Annotated in this window: 19 protein-coding genes; 13 read left to right on the top strand and 6 right to left on the bottom strand. The window is 46.1% G+C overall.

What is annotated here, in order from left to right; translation table 11 throughout:
* Window positions 1-5 precede the first annotated feature (5 nt).
* The 3 genes from dnaG to rpsU form a co-directional block, all read right to left on the bottom strand.
* Entirely contained in the window at window positions 6-1,748 is a 1,743-nt protein-coding gene (gene dnaG, locus AACT21_RS06215) for a DNA primase (RefSeq protein WP_094163452.1), read from the bottom strand.
* Window positions 1,749-1,843: 95 nt separating this feature from the next.
* Window positions 1,844-2,287, bottom strand: a complete 444-nt coding sequence (locus tag AACT21_RS06210) for a GatB/YqeY domain-containing protein (RefSeq protein WP_010318215.1) — start codon at window positions 2,285-2,287, stop codon at window positions 1,844-1,846.
* A 29-nt stretch (window positions 2,288-2,316) separates the two neighbouring features.
* On the bottom strand, window positions 2,317-2,532 hold the full coding sequence (rpsU, locus tag AACT21_RS06205) for a 30S ribosomal protein S21 (protein ID WP_004396009.1): 216 nt from the start codon (window positions 2,530-2,532) through the stop codon (window positions 2,317-2,319).
* A 240-nt stretch (window positions 2,533-2,772) separates the two neighbouring features.
* On the opposite strand from rpsU, the gene tsaD reads away from it, so the two are divergent.
* Together tsaD and AACT21_RS06195 are read left to right on the top strand one after the other, a co-directional pair.
* On the top strand, window positions 2,773-3,789 hold the full coding sequence (gene tsaD, locus AACT21_RS06200) for a tRNA (adenosine(37)-N6)-threonylcarbamoyltransferase complex transferase subunit TsaD (protein WP_017046706.1): 1,017 nt from the start codon (window positions 2,773-2,775) through the stop codon (window positions 3,787-3,789).
* A gap of 135 nt (window positions 3,790-3,924) precedes the next feature.
* Window positions 3,925-4,773: an alpha/beta fold hydrolase gene (locus tag AACT21_RS06195; protein WP_094163450.1), complete on the top strand. Its 849-nt coding sequence runs from the start codon at window positions 3,925-3,927 to the stop codon at window positions 4,771-4,773.
* A 111-nt stretch (window positions 4,774-4,884) separates the two neighbouring features.
* On the opposite strand, the gene plsY is transcribed toward AACT21_RS06195, so the two are convergent.
* Entirely contained in the window at window positions 4,885-5,487 is a 603-nt protein-coding gene (gene plsY, locus AACT21_RS06190; RefSeq protein ID WP_017047525.1) for a glycerol-3-phosphate 1-O-acyltransferase PlsY, read from the bottom strand.
* A gap of 187 nt (window positions 5,488-5,674) precedes the next feature.
* Here plsY and folB point away from each other — a divergent pair, with 187 nt between their 5' ends.
* From folB to rpoS, 11 genes are all read left to right on the top strand, one after another.
* Window positions 5,675-6,028 carry a bifunctional dihydroneopterin aldolase/7,8-dihydroneopterin epimerase gene (gene folB, locus AACT21_RS06185; RefSeq protein WP_017047526.1) on the top strand — a complete coding sequence of 118 codons (354 nt, stop codon included), beginning with the start codon at window positions 5,675-5,677 and terminating at the stop codon, window positions 6,026-6,028.
* Window positions 6,025-6,516: a 2-amino-4-hydroxy-6-hydroxymethyldihydropteridine diphosphokinase gene (gene folK / locus AACT21_RS06180; RefSeq protein WP_017047527.1), complete on the top strand. Its 492-nt coding sequence runs from the start codon at window positions 6,025-6,027 to the stop codon at window positions 6,514-6,516. The genes folB and folK overlap by 4 nt, the downstream gene beginning before the upstream one ends.
* A gap of 12 nt (window positions 6,517-6,528) precedes the next feature.
* Window positions 6,529-7,332: an undecaprenyl-diphosphate phosphatase gene (locus AACT21_RS06175; protein WP_013857720.1), complete on the top strand. Its 804-nt coding sequence runs from the start codon at window positions 6,529-6,531 to the stop codon at window positions 7,330-7,332.
* A 129-nt stretch (window positions 7,333-7,461) separates the two neighbouring features.
* A complete protein-coding gene (gene ftsB, locus AACT21_RS06170; protein ID WP_026027578.1) occupies window positions 7,462-7,743 on the top strand; it encodes a cell division protein FtsB in 282 nt (93 codons plus the stop codon).
* Complete coding sequence (ispD, locus tag AACT21_RS06165; RefSeq protein WP_010320457.1) at window positions 7,744-8,475, top strand: 2-C-methyl-D-erythritol 4-phosphate cytidylyltransferase; 732 nt, start codon at window positions 7,744-7,746, stop codon at window positions 8,473-8,475.
* Complete coding sequence (gene ispF / locus AACT21_RS06160; RefSeq protein WP_013857718.1) at window positions 8,468-8,953, top strand: 2-C-methyl-D-erythritol 2,4-cyclodiphosphate synthase; 486 nt, start codon at window positions 8,468-8,470, stop codon at window positions 8,951-8,953. Before ispD ends, ispF begins: the two co-directional genes overlap by 8 nt.
* Before the next feature lie 154 nt (window positions 8,954-9,107).
* The gene (gene truD, locus AACT21_RS06155; protein ID WP_094163448.1) at window positions 9,108-10,205 is read left to right on the top strand and encodes a tRNA pseudouridine(13) synthase TruD; all 1,098 of its coding nucleotides are present in this window, start codon (window positions 9,108-9,110) and stop codon (window positions 10,203-10,205) included.
* Window positions 10,206-10,217: 12 nt separating this feature from the next.
* Complete coding sequence (gene surE, locus AACT21_RS06150; protein WP_094163446.1) at window positions 10,218-10,964, top strand: 5'/3'-nucleotidase SurE; 747 nt, start codon at window positions 10,218-10,220, stop codon at window positions 10,962-10,964.
* The gene (locus AACT21_RS06145; protein WP_088728605.1) at window positions 10,964-11,590 is read left to right on the top strand and encodes a protein-L-isoaspartate(D-aspartate) O-methyltransferase; all 627 of its coding nucleotides are present in this window, start codon (window positions 10,964-10,966) and stop codon (window positions 11,588-11,590) included. The genes surE and AACT21_RS06145 overlap by 1 nt, the downstream gene beginning before the upstream one ends.
* A 5-nt stretch (window positions 11,591-11,595) precedes the next feature.
* Window positions 11,596-12,528 (top strand): murein hydrolase activator NlpD, encoded by a 933-nt coding sequence (nlpD, locus tag AACT21_RS06140; protein ID WP_026028368.1) that lies wholly within the window; start codon window positions 11,596-11,598, stop codon window positions 12,526-12,528.
* A gap of 72 nt (window positions 12,529-12,600) precedes the next feature.
* Window positions 12,601-13,602: an RNA polymerase sigma factor RpoS gene (gene rpoS, locus AACT21_RS06135; RefSeq protein ID WP_017047531.1), complete on the top strand. Its 1,002-nt coding sequence runs from the start codon at window positions 12,601-12,603 to the stop codon at window positions 13,600-13,602.
* A gap of 131 nt (window positions 13,603-13,733) precedes the next feature.
* Here the strand turns inward: rpoS and mutS are convergent, their stop codons facing one another.
* Both mutS and cysM read right to left on the bottom strand, forming a co-directional pair.
* Window positions 13,734-16,322, bottom strand: coding sequence for a DNA mismatch repair protein MutS (gene mutS, locus AACT21_RS06130; protein ID WP_094163444.1), 2,589 nt, complete (start codon window positions 16,320-16,322; stop codon window positions 13,734-13,736).
* Window positions 16,323-16,565: 243 nt separating this feature from the next.
* Window positions 16,566-17,456 carry a cysteine synthase CysM gene (gene cysM / locus AACT21_RS06125; protein WP_047688250.1) on the bottom strand — a complete coding sequence of 297 codons (891 nt, stop codon included), beginning with the start codon at window positions 17,454-17,456 and terminating at the stop codon, window positions 16,566-16,568.
* Between the last annotated feature and the right edge of the window lie 70 nt (window positions 17,457-17,526).

Genomic DNA, 17,526 nt, shown 5'->3' with positions numbered 1-17,526 from the left:
CTGGGTTACGCTTTCAAGTCTTTCATTAAGTCTTGAAGCTCCCGTCTCTCTTCGGCTGATAAACCGACGCTTCTTTCTTTTGCCTGCAGGTTTTCAATTTGCTTTTCGATGCATTGAGCCAATATTTTGTCCAATGAATCTAAAAATAGTTCTTCTTGGTTGTCTTCAACAAGTGGAATTTCCCAACTTGCGAGGCGAGACAGAAGGGTCTCGTTTTTATTACCGCGCCAGTGTTCAAGCAATTGGCCTGTAGTAATATTGGGGTACGCTTGACAATTCTCAAGTACCTCAATTAATAAACTTAAACCGGGTATGGGCAAGGATTGAACGCTGGAAATATCAGGCACCATTTCAGCATAGCTTGGATTTTGAATAAGCAAAGCGATCACTTCACGCATCGGTGTGCGTTTGAGCTCTTTGTGTGGCTGTGAGCGGTGTTTGTCTGATTCTGGCAGTGATGGCTTTTTATAAATCCCAGTTTTTTGCCCTAATATTTTGAGCAATTGCGCTTGTAGAGATGTGTCTGGCACTTTATTAATCAGTGGTAATGCTAGCGCCTCAAGCGCCGCTTTCCCTTCGTTATTACCGACATCAACTTGTGACAGTAGGTTGGTAAATAGGTATTTGGATAGGGGTTCAGCATCTTGCACTAACTGTTCAAAGGCCGCTTTTCCATGGGTTCTGATGTAGCTATCTGGGTCTTCACCGTCAGGTAAAAACAGAAATTTAAGAATATTGCCACTTTTGAGATAACTCAATGCATTTTCCAGTGCGCGCCACGCCGCTTCTCGCCCTGCTCGGTCACCATCATAGCAACAGACCACCGTATTGGTTTGGCGAAAAAGCAGTTGCAGGTGATCGCCAGTAGTTGAGGTTCCTAGCGAAGCAACCGAGTAGTCCACTCCATATTGCGCCAGTGCCACCACATCCATATAACCTTCAACCACTAATATTTGCGGGGGTTCACGATAGGCTTGCATGACATCGTATAGGCCATACAGCTCTTTACCTTTATGGAAAATGGGGGTTTCTGGTGAGTTCAGGTATTTTGGCGTTCCATCACCAGTAACGCGTCCACCAAAGCCGATCACTCGTCCGCGGCGGTCGCGAATGGGAAACATAATACGTCCACGAAAACGATCGTAGCGGTTGCCTTTGTCATTTTCGATCAACATGCCGCCAGTGAGGAGCATCTCTTGGCTTTCTTGTTGTTGGCCGAAGTTTTTGCGCACTAAATCCCATTCGTCAGCAATATAGCCAATACCAAATTTCTGCACGATTTCGCCAGAAAGACCGCGATCTTTTAGGTACTCGATGGCATGACGATTACCCGGAACTTTGAGTTGGTTGCGGTAAAACTGCGCAATGCTGCCCATTAAGTCATAAAGGGTGCGTTTTTCTTCACTATTGGCTTTAGGGGCTGATGAGAAATGGCCACTAGAGCGTTGCTCTCGGGGAACTTCTAGCCCCACAAAAGAAGCCAATTCTTCGATGGCCTCGACGAATTCAAGGCGTTCATATTCCATCATGAAGTCGATGGCGTTGCCATGCACGCCACAACCAAAGCAGTGATAGAACTGTTTTTCTTGGCTTACACTAAATGAGGGCGTTTTTTCATTATGGAATGGGCAGCAAGCACCGTAGTTCTTACCTTTTTTCTTAAGTTTCACACGTGCGTCTATGATGTCGACAATATCAAGTCGAGCAAGGAGATCATCAATAAAACTGCGAGGGATGTGTCCTGCCATAAAACCTAAAAGAAAAGATTAAAACGAATGATTAGATACAAACAAGCCGTGCGCTCCAGAGGATAGCACGGCTTGATGCAATTTGATGCGGGCATTTAAGCGAGTTTAGTTCGAACTAATCCGCTGACTTTACCCATATCTGCACGCCCTTGAATTTGCGGTTTCAAGACAGCCATCACTTTCCCCATGTCTTGCATGCCAGCAGCAGCGGACTGGGTGATCGCATCATCAATTAATGCGCTCACTTCATCATCGCTCAACGGCTGAGGCATAAATGCCTCAAGGATAGTGATTTCTGCTTGCTCTGCATCTGCGAGATCTTGACGATTGGCAGCTTCATATTGAGCGACAGAATCACGACGCTGTTTAACCATTTTTACCATCACAGCAAGAATATCGTCGTCGTTCAGGGTGATCTGCTCGTCGACTTCTCGTTGTTTGATCGCGGATAAGGCTAAACGAATAGTGCCAAGGCGTACTTTATCCTTGGCTTTCATCGCTAATTTTTGCTCTTCTTTGAGGATATCAATTAGAGCCATAACTCTCGTTCCTTAATGGAAAAAGGTTATTAGTACAGGCGAACGCGACGTGCGTTTTCGCGAGCTAGCTTCTTAGCGTGACGCTTTTGAGCTGCTGCTTTAGCGCGTTTGCGAACGGTAGTTGGTTTTTCATAGTGCTCACGACGACGCACTTCAGAAAGGATACCTGCTTTTTCGCAAGAGCGCTTGAAACGACGTAATGCAACATCGAACGGTTCGTTTTCACGTACTTTAACTATTGGCATATGCCTTTCACCTCAGGGGTTATTCGTTAACGCTGATATTTTGAGGCTTAAACCACAAGATTTCTTGTCTGTTTGCTCGGTTATCAGCTTGATCAAAAATGGTGCGGAATTTTAATCCGATCGCAATAGCTTTGTAAAGCACTTTGTCGATTATAGTCTGTACAAAATTTGTTTACGGAGCCAAGGCGGGGTAACATGGCGGCCATTTCCAATTGTTGATGAAAGCGTGCTGAGAAAATTATGCGCATTATTGGTATTGAAACCTCGTGTGACGAGACTGGCATCGCCATTTATGACGAAGAGAAAGGCTTACTTTCTCATCAATTGTACAGCCAAGTAAAACTGCACGCCGATTACGGCGGTGTGGTGCCGGAGCTTGCTTCTAGAGACCATGTTAAAAAGACCATTCCACTGATAAAAGCAGCGATGGCTGAAGCGAATTTGACGCCTGCGGATATTGATGGCGTGGCTTACACCGCAGGTCCTGGTTTAGTGGGTGCGCTGCTTGTTGGCGCGACGATTGGCCGTAGTTTGGCTTATGCGTGGAATGTGCCTGCGGTGCCTGTTCACCATATGGAAGGGCACCTTTTAGCTCCGATGCTTGAAGATAATCCGCCTCCGTTTCCGTTTGTGGCCGTACTGGTTTCCGGTGGTCATTCCATGATGGTAGAGGTGAAAGGGATTGGTGAATATAAGATCCTCGGAGAGTCTATTGATGATGCGGCCGGTGAGGCGTTTGATAAAACCGCGAAGCTGATGGGGCTTGATTATCCTGGGGGGCCATTGTTGGCTCGTTTGGCAGAAAAAGGAACGCCAGGGCGTTTTAAGTTTCCGCGTCCGATGACGGATCGACCAGGGTTAGACATGAGTTTCTCTGGTTTAAAAACATTTACAGCCAATACGATTGCAGCTAATGAGAATGATGATCAGACCCGAGCAGATATTGCGTATGCCTTTCAAGAGGCGGTGTGTGGCACTTTAGTGATTAAGTGCAAGCGAGCCCTTGAGCAAACTGGCATGAAACGTATTGTTATTGCCGGTGGCGTGAGTGCCAATAAACAGTTACGCGCAGAGCTTGGCGCACTGGCGAAAAAAATTGGTGGCGAAGTGTATTACCCACGTACTGAGTTTTGTACCGACAACGGTGCAATGATTGCTTATGCGGGTATGCAGCGTTTAAAAAATGGTGAAACAGTCGATTTAGCGGTGCAGGCAACACCTCGCTGGCCGATTGATCAACTTAAACCCATTATTTAGCGGGTGTCACAACGGTCTCTTTTTAGAGGCCGTTTTGTTCTTTGGTACTTCCGTTTCTGTTGCGTTCTGTATCGATTTTAATTAGCCATTGCTTACATTCTGCTCTGAGCTGTTATCGCTCATATCAATGCTACAATGCCAACCTACTTTACTAATATTGGATTCACAATGAAGACATTTGTTATTGATGATTGCCAGATGCGTTATTTGGATCAAGGGCAAGGTGAAGTGCTTGTTTTCGGTCACAGTTATCTGTGGGACAGCGCAATGTGGGCACCTCAGGTGGAAGCGTTGAGTCAACACTACCGCTGTATCGTACCTGATTTATGGGCGCATGGTCAGTCAGATTTCGCACCGTCATCCATGAACACACTAAAAGATTATGCTCAGCATATTTTGGCTTTGATGGACCACTTATCGATTGAGCAGTTTTCTATCATTGGTCTTTCTGTAGGTGGAATGTGGGGGGCTGAGTTAGCCGTTCTTGCGCCTGCGCGCGTGAAATCATTAGTGATGATGGATACCTTTGTTGGTCTAGAGCCTGAAGTCAGCCATGCAAAATATTTTGCCATGCTCGATGCGATTGCGGCGATGCAGCAAGTGCCAGCACCGATTGTTGATGCAGTTGTACCGATGTTTTTTGCAAAAGATGGCGAGCAGAAATCTCCGGCATCAGTGGCTGGATTCAAGCAACATTTATCGGCGCTTACTGGTCAACAAGCGGTGGAAGTGGCTCGGTTGGGGAAAATGATCTTCGGTCGTCGTGACATGATTGAAGAGGTGGAGCAATTGAGGTTGCCAGTGTTGATTGCAGCTGGTGCTGAAGATATGCCTCGTCCGCCTCTTGAGGCTTACTTAATGAATGATGCCATTCACGGCAGTGAGTTAGAGGTTATTGCTAATGCTGGACATATCAGTAACTTAGAACAACCTGAATACGTTACCGCCATGTTGACCCGTTTCTTGAAAAAAGCGCTTAGCTAGTCTTCCCTAATTACCGGGTCATGCTTAATCAAAAAAGGCTTCGTAAGAGGCCTTTTACTTATTCGTCATTGACGTTATTTGCAAGCGGGTTTATCCATCATCCAAGCTAGCTCAAGAACCAAGCGTTTTTTTCTCACCCACTTTCGGCTCTGTGCCAGCCAATAACCGTTTAATATTTTGGTGATGACGAAACACGATAAGGCAGCACAGCATTGCTACCGGTAAGGTATATTGCGGTTTGATCAACCAAGTGTAGAACGGAGCGAGCAGCACGGTAACCAAAGCCGCTAAGGATGAATAGCGAAATAAAAATGCAACGCTGACCCAAGTCAATATGATAAGTGCGGTGAGATCTAAACCGATCGGTGCGATGGCTCCCAGTGCTGTTGCAACACCTTTTCCGCCTTTAAAATGAAAGAAAATAGGATACATATGGCCAAGGCAAGCGGCGATGGCGACTAGGCCCAATAGAATGGGGTCAATCCCCAAATAGTAGCTGCCCCATACGGGAATAGTACCTTTGAGCATGTCACACAGCAGTACCGCGATGGCGGCTTTTTTTCCACCAATGCGTAATACGTTAGTTGCACCGGGGTTATTTGAGCCCATATTGCGAGGATCGGGCAGGCGTAATAAACGGCAGATCAACACCGCACTTGAGATCGAACCCAGTAAATAGGCAGAAATGATCATTATCAGTGCGAGTGGTGTCATAAGTACCTCTGCAGTGGAAATGCCCTAAAGCAAGTTCACAAGCCATTGTTAAACATGATGAAAAGCAAAAAAATGTTTTGGATTTCGCATCTCGACTCAGTTTGGGTATATGATATCGCGATTAGGCAAAATAGTACGATTTTTTACGTAATTAGGGTATCCGACCTCTAGAGGAAGAGACGCAAAAATGGACAAAGTCTTTATTGAGCAGCTGACGGTGATCACCACCATTGGTGTGTATGATTGGGAACAAGAGATCAAGCAGAAGTTGGTGCTCGACATCGAAATGGCGCACGACAATCAACCCGCAGGTAAAAGTGATGATGTGAGCGATGCATTAGACTACGCACAAGTGAGTCAAGCGGTGATCGCACATATTGAAAATGGTCGCTTTTTATTGGTAGAGCGTGTTGCAGAAGAAGTAGCAGAGCTTCTGATGCAGCGTTTTTCCGTTCCTTGGGTTAAAATTCGCTTAGCAAAGCCCGGCGCGGTAGCACAGGCATCCAGTGTTGGCGTTATCATTGAACGAGGCCATGCATGACGACGGTCTATGTTGGCGTCGGTTCTAATATTGAAAGACGCAAACATATCGAAGCGGCCATCGAGGAATTGTCGACCATCGGAAATCATCTACAGATCTCGACCATTTACGAATGTGCATCGGTTGGTTTCAATAGTGCGGCTTTTTATAATTTAGTCGTTGCGCTGGAAACAAGGCTTTCGTTGAGTGATTTCGTGGCGCAACTTCGAGCGATTGAATCTCGATGGGGGCGCGACCCGCAGGCGAAAAAATTTCAAGATCGCACCTTAGATCTCGATATCATCTTGTTTGGTGAAGAAATTTCAGCGCAAGATCCTGAACTGCCACGCAGTGATATCTTTAAATATCCATTTGTCATACAACCACTTTACGATTTGTCACCGGAACGGATCGTTCCCAATGATGGTCGTAGTGTGCGTCAAATATGGCAACAGGCGATCAACTTAGAATCGCTCACCCCTGTCAAACTTTGGTTCGACATTAATTAATAAGAGTCAGTAATGAGTTATTTAGAAGCGTTTTTTTTGGCTTTGATTCAAGGCTTAACCGAATTTTTACCTATCTCCAGCTCCGCCCATTTAATTTTGCCTTCAGCCATTTTAGGCTGGGAAGATCAAGGTCTTGCCTTTGATGTGGCGGTGCATGTCGGCACATTAGCTGCCGTGGTTATCTATTTTAGGAAAGAAGTCGTGACTTTACTGCGCGCTTTTTTTGCCTCGATTTTTAAAGGCGAGCGCAGTAAAGAATCGAAACTGGCATGGATGATCGTACTAGCAACCATTCCTGCCTGTATTTTCGGCTTTTTTATGAAAGATATTGTTGAACTCTACCTACGCAGTGCTTGGGTGATAGCAACCACCACTATTATTTTTGGTCTATTACTGTGGTATGTCGATAAAAACGCTCCATTAGCGGATGATGAATACCAAGCCGATTGGAAAAAATCGCTGATGATTGGTTTGGCACAAGCGGTTGCGGTTATCCCCGGTACCTCTCGCTCAGGAGCGACCATCACTGCGGCGTTGTATCTTGGTTTTACTCGTGAAGCGGCCGCGCGTTTTTCTTTCTTGATGTCGATTCCTATCATTGTTTTGGCGGGTGGCTATTTAGGGTTAAAGCTGGTGACCAGTGGCGAACCTGTGCATTTTGGTTTCTTAACGACGGGTATCCTGACCTCCTTTATCAGTGCTTATATTTGTATCCATTTCTTCTTAAAACTGATTTCTAAAATGGGCATGACTCCGTTTGTCATTTACCGTTTAATTCTGGGTGGCGGCTTATTTGCGTTCCTAATGATGAGTTAAATAAAGGCTTGTGGTATAAATAGCCATCATTTTCGTGCTGTGTTAGAGCGTCACTTTTTTTAAACAGCACGCTTTGTTTATCGTTTACGTTCTCTTTCATAGTGAACGTTTTGAATGGTTATAGATGTGATGCGACTTTTTGCGGTGACATTGGCGTTATTATTCGGTTTATTACAGTACGATTTGTGGCTCGGTAAAAATGGCATTGCTGATTATCGAACCATTGTCGATGAAATTGACGTGCAGCAACAAGTAAACGAAAACCTAACGCTACGAAATTCGGAAATGTTCGTCGAAATTGATGATTTACGACAAGGATTGGACGCGATTGAAGAGCGAGCGCGTCATGAATTAGGAATGATAAAAGAAGGTGAAACTTTCTATCGATTGGTCGGTGAGGATAGTCAATAAATGCCGCACAGTACGCTTTCTCTTACCGCGATTGTACCGGCTGCTGGTGTTGGCAGCCGAATGCAAGCAGATCGTCCGAAACAGTATTTAACCATACACAACAAAACCGTTCTCGAACACACAATAGCGACGCTGCTCGCGCACCCTAATATTGATCGCGTTGTTGTCGCCGTCAGTGACGATGATCCTTACTATTTTGCTCTGCCATTAGCCACTAACCCCAATGTTATTCGTGTCAGCGGTGGTCAAGAGCGAGCCGACTCGGTGCTCTCGGCGCTGCAATATGTTTTAGCTAATTCCCTAGGTGAATGGGTTCTCGTGCATGATGCAGCGCGGCCTTGTCTTACTTTTGCAGATATTGACCGATTGATTACGACAGCTAAAGAGCATCCGGTAGGTGCGATTTTAGCTGCACCCGTTCGAGACACAATGAAGCGTGCTGATGGCGAAAACAACATTGATCATACCGTTGATCGCGTCGCATTATGGCATGCACTCACCCCACAGATGTTTAGAGCCAAGCCGCTTTTTGAGGCTTTGTCGGACGCATTAGATCAGCAAGTCATCATCACCGATGAAGCATCCGCAATGGAGTGGCAAGGGTTACATCCAGCGTTGGTCGCTGGGCGAGCGGATAATCTCAAAATTACGCAACCCGAAGATCTCGCTTTAGCTGAGTTTTATTTAGGTCGTACTTCTTCACTAGCCGCAATAGGAAATAACCATGATTAGAATTGGCCACGGTTTTGATGTTCATAAATTTGGCGGTGAAGGCCCAGTCATCATTGGGGGAATTGCCGTTCCTTATGAGCAAGGCTTAATTGCTCATTCCGATGGTGATGTCGCCTTGCATGCTTTAAGTGATGCGCTGCTTGGCGCGATTGCCGCAGGTGATATTGGCCGCCATTTCCCCGATACCGATGATAAATGGAAAGGGGCAGATAGCCGTGAATTATTGAAAGATGTCTATCGCCGTGTGAAAGCGCAAGGCTACCGTTTAGGAAATGCCGACGTCACCATTATCGCGCAAGCGCCGAAGATGGCGCCGTATATTGAAGCGATGTGCGCTGCCATTGCGCAAGATCTTGAAACGACGCTAGATAATATTAACGTCAAAGCAACCACAACCGAGCGCCTTGGTTTCACTGGGCGCAAAGAAGGTATTGCTTGCGAAGCGGTTGTCTTATTGATCAAATGTACTACAGATTAAATGCACGGTTGATCAAAGCATAATATCGCCTTAATAAAACGACCCAAATTGAAGAGGTAATGGTAATTCACTTACCTCTCCTTCTATGTAAAAACACGTTATTGATGGACTACCGCCAACGAATGGCACGCTCAGTAACGCGCAATAGCGGCTCATGCGTCGCTGTTTTTATTATTACCGCCAACTCGCGTCAGCGACGGATGAAAACATGTCAGATATATTATCTTCATTGGCTTACCTTTGTGGTAAACCAGCCGCGAAAGCCAAAATAAAAGCCAAGCCAGAGCACTTTAAAGTGATTGAAGACTTAGGATTCGAACTGGCAGGAAGTGGTGAACACTTAATGGTTCATATTCGTAAAACTGGTGAAAATACCAGTTTTGTGGTCAATGAATTGGCTAAAGCATGTGGTGTGAAATCAAAAGATGTGAGTTGGGCTGGTCTGAAAGATCGTCATGCGGTTACGCAGCAGTGGCTCAGTGTACATTTACCAAAAGGTGAGACGCCAGATTTCACCGAGTTTTTGGCTCAATATCCGAGCATCGAAATTCTGGAAACTACGCGTCACAATAAAAAGTTGCGCCCCGGAGATTTAGTCGGCAATCATTTTGAAATCACGCTTTCTGAAGTCACCGACACCGCTGAAGTCGTGACACGATTAGAGCACATCGCCACGCACGGTGTGCCTAATTATTTTGGTAGCCAACGTTTTGGCAATCACGGCAATAACCTCAGTGAAGCGCGTCGCTGGGGAAAAGAGAACGTGCGTTCACGTAACCAAAATCAGCGCAGTTTGTATCTTTCGGCGGCCCGTTCGTGGATTTTCAACCAAATTGTCTCTGCCCGTATCGAGCAAGATAAGTTACACCAATTTATCGAAGGAGATATCGCACTTGAGGGAGATAAAACAACCTTAGTCACCTTGGCGAATCTTACCGATCTCAATAACAAACTGGCATTGAATGAAGTGCAAATAAGTGCTGCTTTGGCGGGCGATAACGCACTACCGACGCAAGGCGAGGCTTTAGATTTAGAACAAGTTCACCTTGATGCTGAACCTGACTTGATGGCACTGATCCGCAGCAATCGCATGCGTCATGAGCGCCGGGCGGTGATGCTTAAGCCTCAGAATTTTTCTTGGACAGTTGAACAAGACAATGTGACGTTACGTTTTGATTTAGATGCAGGAAGTTTTGCTACCTCAGTCATTCGTGAATTGGTTGAAGAGATAGCGGTTGAACGCGAGTTCTAAGGATAAAACTCGATGAAGATTTTATTAAGCAATGATGATGGTGTATACGCGCAAGGTTTAAATACCCTAGCACGCGCTCTGGCGGATCTCGCCGAGATCGTGATTGTCGCGCCGGATCGTAATCGGTCAGGAGCCTCCAATTCGCTGACATTAGAGCAGCCGCTTCGTGTGGATCTCATTGCACCCAATACCTATTCAGTGCAAGGCACACCAACCGATTGTGTGCATTTTGCACTCAATGAACTGCTCAAAGATGATCTGCCTGATTTGGTGCTGACAGGCATCAATCATGGTGCGAATTTGGGCGATGACGTGTTCTATTCGGGCACGGTTGCGGCGGCGATGGAAGGGCATTTTCTTGGGGTGCAAGCGATCGCATTTTCATTGGTCGGGACGGCTAATTTTACTACGGCAGCGCAGATAGCGCGCCAGTTGGTCGAACAGCATCTCAATGCCCCGATCCCAACCAATCGATTATTGAATGTGAACGTACCAGATCGTCCATTTGAGGAGTTAGCGGGTATTCAAGTGACGCGTTTAGGTGCTCGCCATCACGCAGAAAGTATGATTAAGCAGAAAGATCCTCGTGGGCATGATATTTATTGGTTAGGTCCTCCGGGTAAAGAGCAAGATGCAGGGCAAGGGACTGATTTCTATGCGATTGAGCATGGCTATGTCTCCTTGACGCCGTTGCAGGTTGATCTCACGGCTCATGAGTCACTGCCAAGTATGGATAACTGGTTGAAGGAAAAAGGGTAATGGCCAATCCACATGCCGACAGATTAATTGAATTTCTGATCGCGAATGGTATCCAAGATCAAACCGTTTTGGATGCCATTCATTGTTTGCCAAGAGAAAGCTTTGTTTCTCAGGCGATGATGCATCAAGCCTATGACAACAATGCCTTGCCGATAGGCCAAGGACAAACGATTTCACAACCTTACATTGTGGCAAAAATGACGCAGCTTTTAGAACTTGAGCCGCAGAGTAAGGTCTTAGAAATTGGCACAGGATCGGGTTATCAAACCGCTGTGCTTGCCCAGTTGGTTGAGCACGTGTATTCGATTGAACGGATCAAGTCATTACAGTGGGACGCGAAGCGTCGTTTAAAGCAACTTGATATTTATAACGTCTCCACTAAGCATGGTGATGGCTGGTTGGGCTGGGATGCTAAAGCTCCTTTTGATGCGATCATTGTTACGGCGGCAGCCGAATTTGTCCCAAATGCGCTGCTTGATCAGCTTACGGAAGGTGGCCGTTTAGTGATCCCTGTCGGCAGTAGTGAGCAACAGTTATTGAAAATAGTTCGCCAAGGCGATGATTTTATTTCTAACACCATTGAGATGGTGCGTTTTGTTCCTTTAGTTGCCGGTGATTTAGCTTAGTGATGATGAGTAACCTAAGAAACAGAGTAATAATGGTGCTAATGAGTAGCGTCCTTATCGGATGTGCTGCTCATACTCCTGCACCCGTTTCTGGGCTCAATAAAGACTATAATGCCATTCCTCGTGGTAGTTATCGCGGCAGTTTTTACGAAGTGCAAAAAGGCGATACGCTCTATTTTATATCTTATGTCACAGATAAAAATGTAAACGACTTGATCCGTTTCAATAATTTAAAAAAACCTTACACCATTCATCCCGGTCAAAAACTCAAATTATGGATCCCCAATTACACGCCTCCTGCTTACGGTGGTAATGGTGTAACAGAAGTCATTGTGGCTGCAACCCCTTCGAGCACAATGGCTGGCTTAGTTTCCCCTCCAATGGTTGTAGACGGAGTGAGTAAAAACTCTAATCAAAATAGTGGATCTAATGCCGCAAGTTCTTCGACCAAAGTCGCAAAAAAAGATCCTCCTAAGGTAGTTGAACAATCGAAATCAAAAGAGTATGTTGATTCAAAAGGTAAGCAAAATGTTAATGCTAATGTAACCTTTGCTAAACCAAAAGATGATAAAGTTTCAAAATGGTTATGGCCGACACAAGGGAGAATAATTAAAAACTTTTCAGCAGGCGATCAAGGAAATAAAGGGATCGATATCGCAGGACAGCGTGGTCAATCCATTTTATCAACTGCTGCAGGAACCGTTGTCTATTCGGGAAATGCATTAAGAGGTTACGGCAATCTTGTGATTGTTAAACATAATGATAACTACCTCAGTGCTTATGCTCATAACGATCGGTTACTGGTAAAAGAAGGACAAAGTGTTAAAGCTGGCCAAAAAATAGCAACCATGGGCAGCTCAGGAACCAGTAGTGTTCGTTTACACTTTGAAATTCGTTATCAAGGTAAGTCGGTGAATCCAAAACGCTACTTACCGTAAACATACTTGAAAGAGTCATGTAGCGACATTAGAAAGTAGTAATGTCTTGCTAGCTCGCCAGGGGGAGGCGCTATGAGTATCAGCAATGCAGTAACGAAAGTCGAAGAGTTTGAAGACCAAGAGATCATGGATTCGATTGAGGTTGATGAAGAACTCACCACCACTAAAAGCCAAAGCGATGACGATGTTCAAATCGAAGATGCCAAAGAAGGATTTGACGCGTCAACAAAAAGCTTAGATGCAACACAGATGTATCTTAGCGAGATTGGTTTTTCTCCATTATTAACAGCCCAAGAAGAAGTACTTTATGCTCGTCGTTCACTGAGAGGCGATGAAGCTGCTCGTAAACGCATGATCGAAAGTAACTTACGTTTGGTCGTTAAAATTTCTCGCCGTTATGGTAATCGTGGCTTAGCTTTACTCGATCTAATTGAAGAGGGTAATTTAGGCTTGATCCGTGCGGTAGAAAAATTTGATCCAGAACGTGGCTTTAGATTCTCAACCTATGCTACTTGGTGGATCCGTCAAACCATTGAACGTGCATTAATGAACCAAACGCGCACTATCCGTTTGCCAATTCACGTCGTTAAAGAGTTGAATATCTACCTTCGTACGGCTCGCGAGCTATCGCAGAAGTTAGATCATGAACCTACCGCAGAAGAAATTGCGTTCCAACTGGATAAGCCAGTAGAAGATGTCAGTAAAATGCTGCGTCTTAACGAGCGTATCAGTTCTGTTGATACACCGATTGGCGGTGATGGTGATAAAGCACTACTCGATATCATCCCAGATGCGAACAACTCTGATCCTGAAATTTCTACGCAAGATGATGATATCCGTGAATCACTACTGAATTGGTTAGATGAACTAAACCCAAAACAAAAAGAGGTACTTGCACGCCGTTTTGGACTATTAGGTTATGAACCGTCCACCTTAGAAGAGGTAGGGCGCGAAATTAACTTAACCCGTGAACGAGTTCGTCAAATTCAAGTGGAAGGCCTACGTCGTTTGAGAGAGATCTTGGTTAAACAAGGCTTGAACATGGAAGCGCTGTTTAATGTTGAATACGACTAAAGGTTAGCTCAACAATACCTTGATTCATAAACCATTGATTCATAAAACCATTGATTTATAAAACTATTGCATAAAAACACAAAAGGCACCGACTTAAAATCGATGCCTTTTTTATTTTTAATATCAGATTGTTACATTAGCTTCTTCAAGCGATAAAGCGCTTCTAACGCTTGGCGAGGCGTTAGATCGTCAGGATCAATAGCTGCTAATGCCTGTTCGACTTCGCTTGGGGCTGGGATCAAACTGAGTTGATTAGCAATATCTACGGTTGAGCTTTTGCTGCCATTGGGCTGCTGTTGACTCAATAACTCGAGCTGCGACAGTTTAGCGCGCGCGTTTTTGATCACTGTTTTAGGCACGCCAGCAAGACCTGCTACTGCTAGGCCGTAAGATTTACTTGCCGCCCCTTCTTGAACCGCATGCATAAAGGCAATGCTATCGCCATGTTCCACGGCATCTAAATGCACGTTGGCTAAGTGAGGTAGCTGGTTTGGTAGCTCGGTCAGTTCAAAATAATGAGTGGCAAATAGCGTTAGCGCGCCAATTTGGCTTGCGAGCCATTGTGCACTTGCCCAAGCCAGTGATAACCCATCATAGGTACTGGTGCCGCGGCCAATTTCATCCATCAATACCAAGCTATTTTGTGTCGCATTATGCAAAATGTTGGCAGTTTCGGTCATTTCAACCATGAAAGTAGAGCGACCAGAGGCGAGATCGTCCGATGCACCAATGCGGGTGAAGATGCGGTCAATCGAACCGATGCGTGCTGCTTCTGCTGGCACATAGCAACCGATATGCGCTAATAAAGTAATCAATGCAGTTTGGCGCATGTAGGTCGATTTACCGCCCATGTTAGGCCCGGTAATGATCAACATTTTTCGTTTCAGATTGAGCTCAATTGGGTTGGCAATGAAGGGGTCATTCATCACTTGCTCAACGACAGGGTGACGGCCCGCTTGAATATGGATCGCTGGCTCTTTACTCAAGGTCGGGCGACAGTAATCTAAGCTTTCAGCGCGCTCGGCAAGGTTTTGCAACACATCGAGCTGCGATAGCGAAGATGCAAGGTTTTGCATCTGCTCTAAATGAGGCAACAATAAGTCAAATAACTCTTCCCAAAGCTGCTTTTCCACTGCCAGTGCTTTCGATTTCGAGTTGAGCACTTTATCTTCATGCGCTTTTAGCTCGGCAATAATATAACGCTCGGCATTTTTCAGCGTTTGGCGGCGCACATAGTGAGGAGGAACAAGGTGACTCTGGCCACGGCTGACTTGAATGTAGAAACCGTGAATCGCGTTGTAGCCGACTTTTAGCGTATCAATGCCGTGACGTTCGCGCTCTTCAACTTCTAATTTATTCAAGTATTCGGTTGCGCCGTTGGCTAAATCACGCCATTCATCCAGTTCGGCGCTGTAGCCATCGGCAATCACGCCACCATCACGAATCACAACTGGTGGGTTGTCTTTGATCGCTCGCTCAAGCAGTGTGCACAGCTCATCTAATGGTTGTACATGATGAGTTAACTGAACTAAGTGGGGTTGCGACAAGGGTTGCAGTATTTCACTGAGCTGCGGCAATTGCTGCATCGCATGTCGCAGGCGTGCTAAGTCTCTTGGGCGAGCGGAACGCAATGCCAAACGAGCAAGAATACGTTCAATATCGCCAATCTGTTTCAGCACAGGTTGTAATTCACTAAACAGAGCAAGCTGTTTCAACTCGCCGATCGCATCAAGGCGTTGATTCAGCGTATCAATACAGCGCATCGGTTGGTGTAACCAGCGTTTGAGCATGCGGCTGCCCATTGGGGTGGCGCAATGATCGAGCACTTCCGCTAAGGTGTTATCAAAGCCACCGGACAAGTTCTGCGTGATCTCTAAATTACGGCGCGTGGCGGCATCTAAGATCACTGAGTGATCTTGGCGATCAAACGTCAGTGAACGAATATGAGGCAGTGCAGTGCGCTGCGTATCTTTCACGTATTGAATCAAGCAGCCAGCGGCGCATAAGCCCAGTTTAGCCTGTTCTACGCCAAAACCGACCAAATCACGCGTACCAAATTGTTGGTTCAACTGCTGTTTTGCTGTCTCTAACTCAAATTCCCAAATAGGGCGGCGACGGTTTCCTTTGCGATTGCCCATTAAAGTGACTGGCGTGAAATCTTCAGGGAAGAGCAGTTCGCGCGGTGCGGTGCGTTGCAGTTCGGCGGCCATCGCCTCTTCGGTTTCTGGCTCACTCAGTTGGAAGCGCCCTGAAGTGATGTCTAAGGTTGCGTAGCCAAAGCGACCATCGTGGTGGTAGATGGCAGCAATTAAGTTATCGACTCGCTCAGAGAGCAAGGCTTCATCCGTGACCGTACCGGGTGTGACAATCCGCACCACTTTACGCTCAACGGGGCCTTTGCTGGTGGCAGGATCGCCAATTTGTTCACAAATCGCGACGGATTCGCCCTGCTGTACCAATTTCGCTAAGTAACCTTCCACGGCGTGATAGGGAACGCCCGCCATTGGAATAGGCTCACCCGCAGAAGCACCGCGTTTGGTGAGTGATATTTCCAGCAATTGCGATGCGCGTTTAGCGTCATCGTAAAACAGCTCGTAGAAATCGCCCATCCGATAAAAGAGCAGAATATCGGGGTTTTCGGCTTTCAATTGCAGATATTGCCGCATCATCGGGGTGTGCTGTGGTGAAGACTCGGCGGAAGATGCGCTGGATTTGCTCATGTTATTCGTCACTCGATTATCAATGGCTGACTGTGAAAATGACCACCCTACAGGAATGGCAGCGGCCTTAGCTCTGACATGAGTTAGAAAGAATCGTCAGAACATGCATTTAAAGAGTTGGAGAGGATAACAAACTTCGCTATTGCTGAGCAATCAAGGGATGCTGATGTGGAAGCAAAGCCAAGGGCTAAAAAGTGATGAGCGCGTTCAGCACTGATTAGCCCGTTGGGTTGGAGATTTGATCTAAGAAAAAAGACCGGATGAGAGATAACGATCGCCTCGATCGCAAATGATGGCAACAACCACCGCTCCGGGATTTTGTTGCGCGATTTGTAACGCAGCGAAAACGGCGCCTCCAGAGCTGACGCCAGCGCAAATACCTTCTTGGGTTGCCAAAGCACGAGCCGTATTGATGGCATCTTGCTCTTCGATATCGAGTACCACATCAACACGTGATGATTCAAAAATGCCGGGTAAATAAGCTTGAGGCCAGCGGCGAATACCCGGAATTGCACTGCCTTCTGCTGGTTGTAAACCGACAATGCTTATCTCTGGATTTTGCGTTTTTAGATAGCGAGAAGTGCCCATGATGGTGCCCGTTGTGCCCATACTTGAGACAAAGTGGGTGATTTCCCCGTGGCTTTGTTGCCAAATTTCTGGGCCAGTAGAATCAAAATGAGCTTGCGGGTTGTCGGGGTTATTGAATTGATCGAGTACTTTTCCTTTGCCTTCACTTTGCATTTTTAATGCTAAATCGCGCGCTCCTTCCATGCCTTGCTCTTTGCTGACTAAAATGAGCTCACAACCATACGCTTTCATCGCGTCTTTACGCTCTTGGGTGGCATTATCCGGCATGATTAAAATCATTTTGTAGCCTTTGATGGCGGCCGCCATTGCCAGCGCAATACCCGTGTTGCCGCTGGTCGCTTCAATGATGGTATCGCCCGGCTGGATCTCTTGGCGACGCTCTGCTTGCACTATCATATTGAGTGCTGGGCGATCTTTGACTGAACCTGCTGGGTTATTGCCTTCTAGCTTGACCAATACGGTGCTTGAGGTGTGAGCCGCCAGTCGCTGTAAGCGAACTAAAGGCGTTTGCCCGACATATGCTTCAATCGTTGGAAAGTCCGCCATCATGTTGTCCTTAATTTTTTAGTCGGAAGAGTAAGATGACGTATCCACCTTACCGAACACTACTATAAAG

Source organism: Vibrio sp. V08_P9A1T1, assembly GCF_963874405.1.
GTDB classification, from domain to species: domain Bacteria; phylum Pseudomonadota; class Gammaproteobacteria; order Enterobacterales; family Vibrionaceae; genus Vibrio; species Vibrio anguillarum.
The sequence above is the reverse complement of the archived record's forward strand: the minus strand, read 5'-3'. Positions and strand labels throughout refer to the sequence as shown.

Bases quoted from the DNA above. Each gene is read 5' to 3' on its own strand.
- folB (WP_017047526.1), top strand. From the start codon at position 5,675: ATGGACAAAGTCTTTATTGAGCAGCTGACGGTGATCACCACCATTGGT.
- ispF (WP_013857718.1), top strand. From the start codon at position 8,468: ATGATTAGAATTGGCCACGGTTTTGATGTTCATAAATTTGGCGGTGAA.
- cysM (WP_047688250.1), bottom strand. From the start codon at position 17,456: ATGGCGGACTTTCCAACGATTGAAGCATATGTCGGGCAAACGCCTTTA.
- tsaD (WP_017046706.1), top strand. From the start codon at position 2,773: ATGCGCATTATTGGTATTGAAACCTCGTGTGACGAGACTGGCATCGCC.
- ispD (WP_010320457.1), top strand. From the start codon at position 7,744: ATGCCGCACAGTACGCTTTCTCTTACCGCGATTGTACCGGCTGCTGGT.
- AACT21_RS06195 (WP_094163450.1), top strand. From the start codon at position 3,925: ATGCCAACCTACTTTACTAATATTGGATTCACAATGAAGACATTTGTT.
- dnaG (WP_094163452.1), bottom strand. From the start codon at position 1,748: ATGGCAGGACACATCCCTCGCAGTTTTATTGATGATCTCCTTGCTCGA.
- mutS (WP_094163444.1), bottom strand. From the start codon at position 16,322: ATGAGCAAATCCAGCGCATCTTCCGCCGAGTCTTCACCACAGCACACC.
- nlpD (WP_026028368.1), top strand. From the start codon at position 11,596: ATGAGTAACCTAAGAAACAGAGTAATAATGGTGCTAATGAGTAGCGTC.
- rpoS (WP_017047531.1), top strand. From the start codon at position 12,601: ATGAGTATCAGCAATGCAGTAACGAAAGTCGAAGAGTTTGAAGACCAA.
- surE (WP_094163446.1), top strand. From the start codon at position 10,218: ATGAAGATTTTATTAAGCAATGATGATGGTGTATACGCGCAAGGTTTA.
- folK (WP_017047527.1), top strand. From the start codon at position 6,025: ATGACGACGGTCTATGTTGGCGTCGGTTCTAATATTGAAAGACGCAAA.
- AACT21_RS06175 (WP_013857720.1), top strand. From the start codon at position 6,529: ATGAGTTATTTAGAAGCGTTTTTTTTGGCTTTGATTCAAGGCTTAACC.
- AACT21_RS06210 (WP_010318215.1), bottom strand. From the start codon at position 2,287: ATGGCTCTAATTGATATCCTCAAAGAAGAGCAAAAATTAGCGATGAAA.
- plsY (WP_017047525.1), bottom strand. From the start codon at position 5,487: ATGACACCACTCGCACTGATAATGATCATTTCTGCCTATTTACTGGGT.
- ftsB (WP_026027578.1), top strand. From the start codon at position 7,462: ATGCGACTTTTTGCGGTGACATTGGCGTTATTATTCGGTTTATTACAG.
- AACT21_RS06145 (WP_088728605.1), top strand. From the start codon at position 10,964: ATGGCCAATCCACATGCCGACAGATTAATTGAATTTCTGATCGCGAAT.
- truD (WP_094163448.1), top strand. From the start codon at position 9,108: ATGCGTCGCTGTTTTTATTATTACCGCCAACTCGCGTCAGCGACGGAT.
- rpsU (WP_004396009.1), bottom strand. From the start codon at position 2,532: ATGCCAATAGTTAAAGTACGTGAAAACGAACCGTTCGATGTTGCATTA.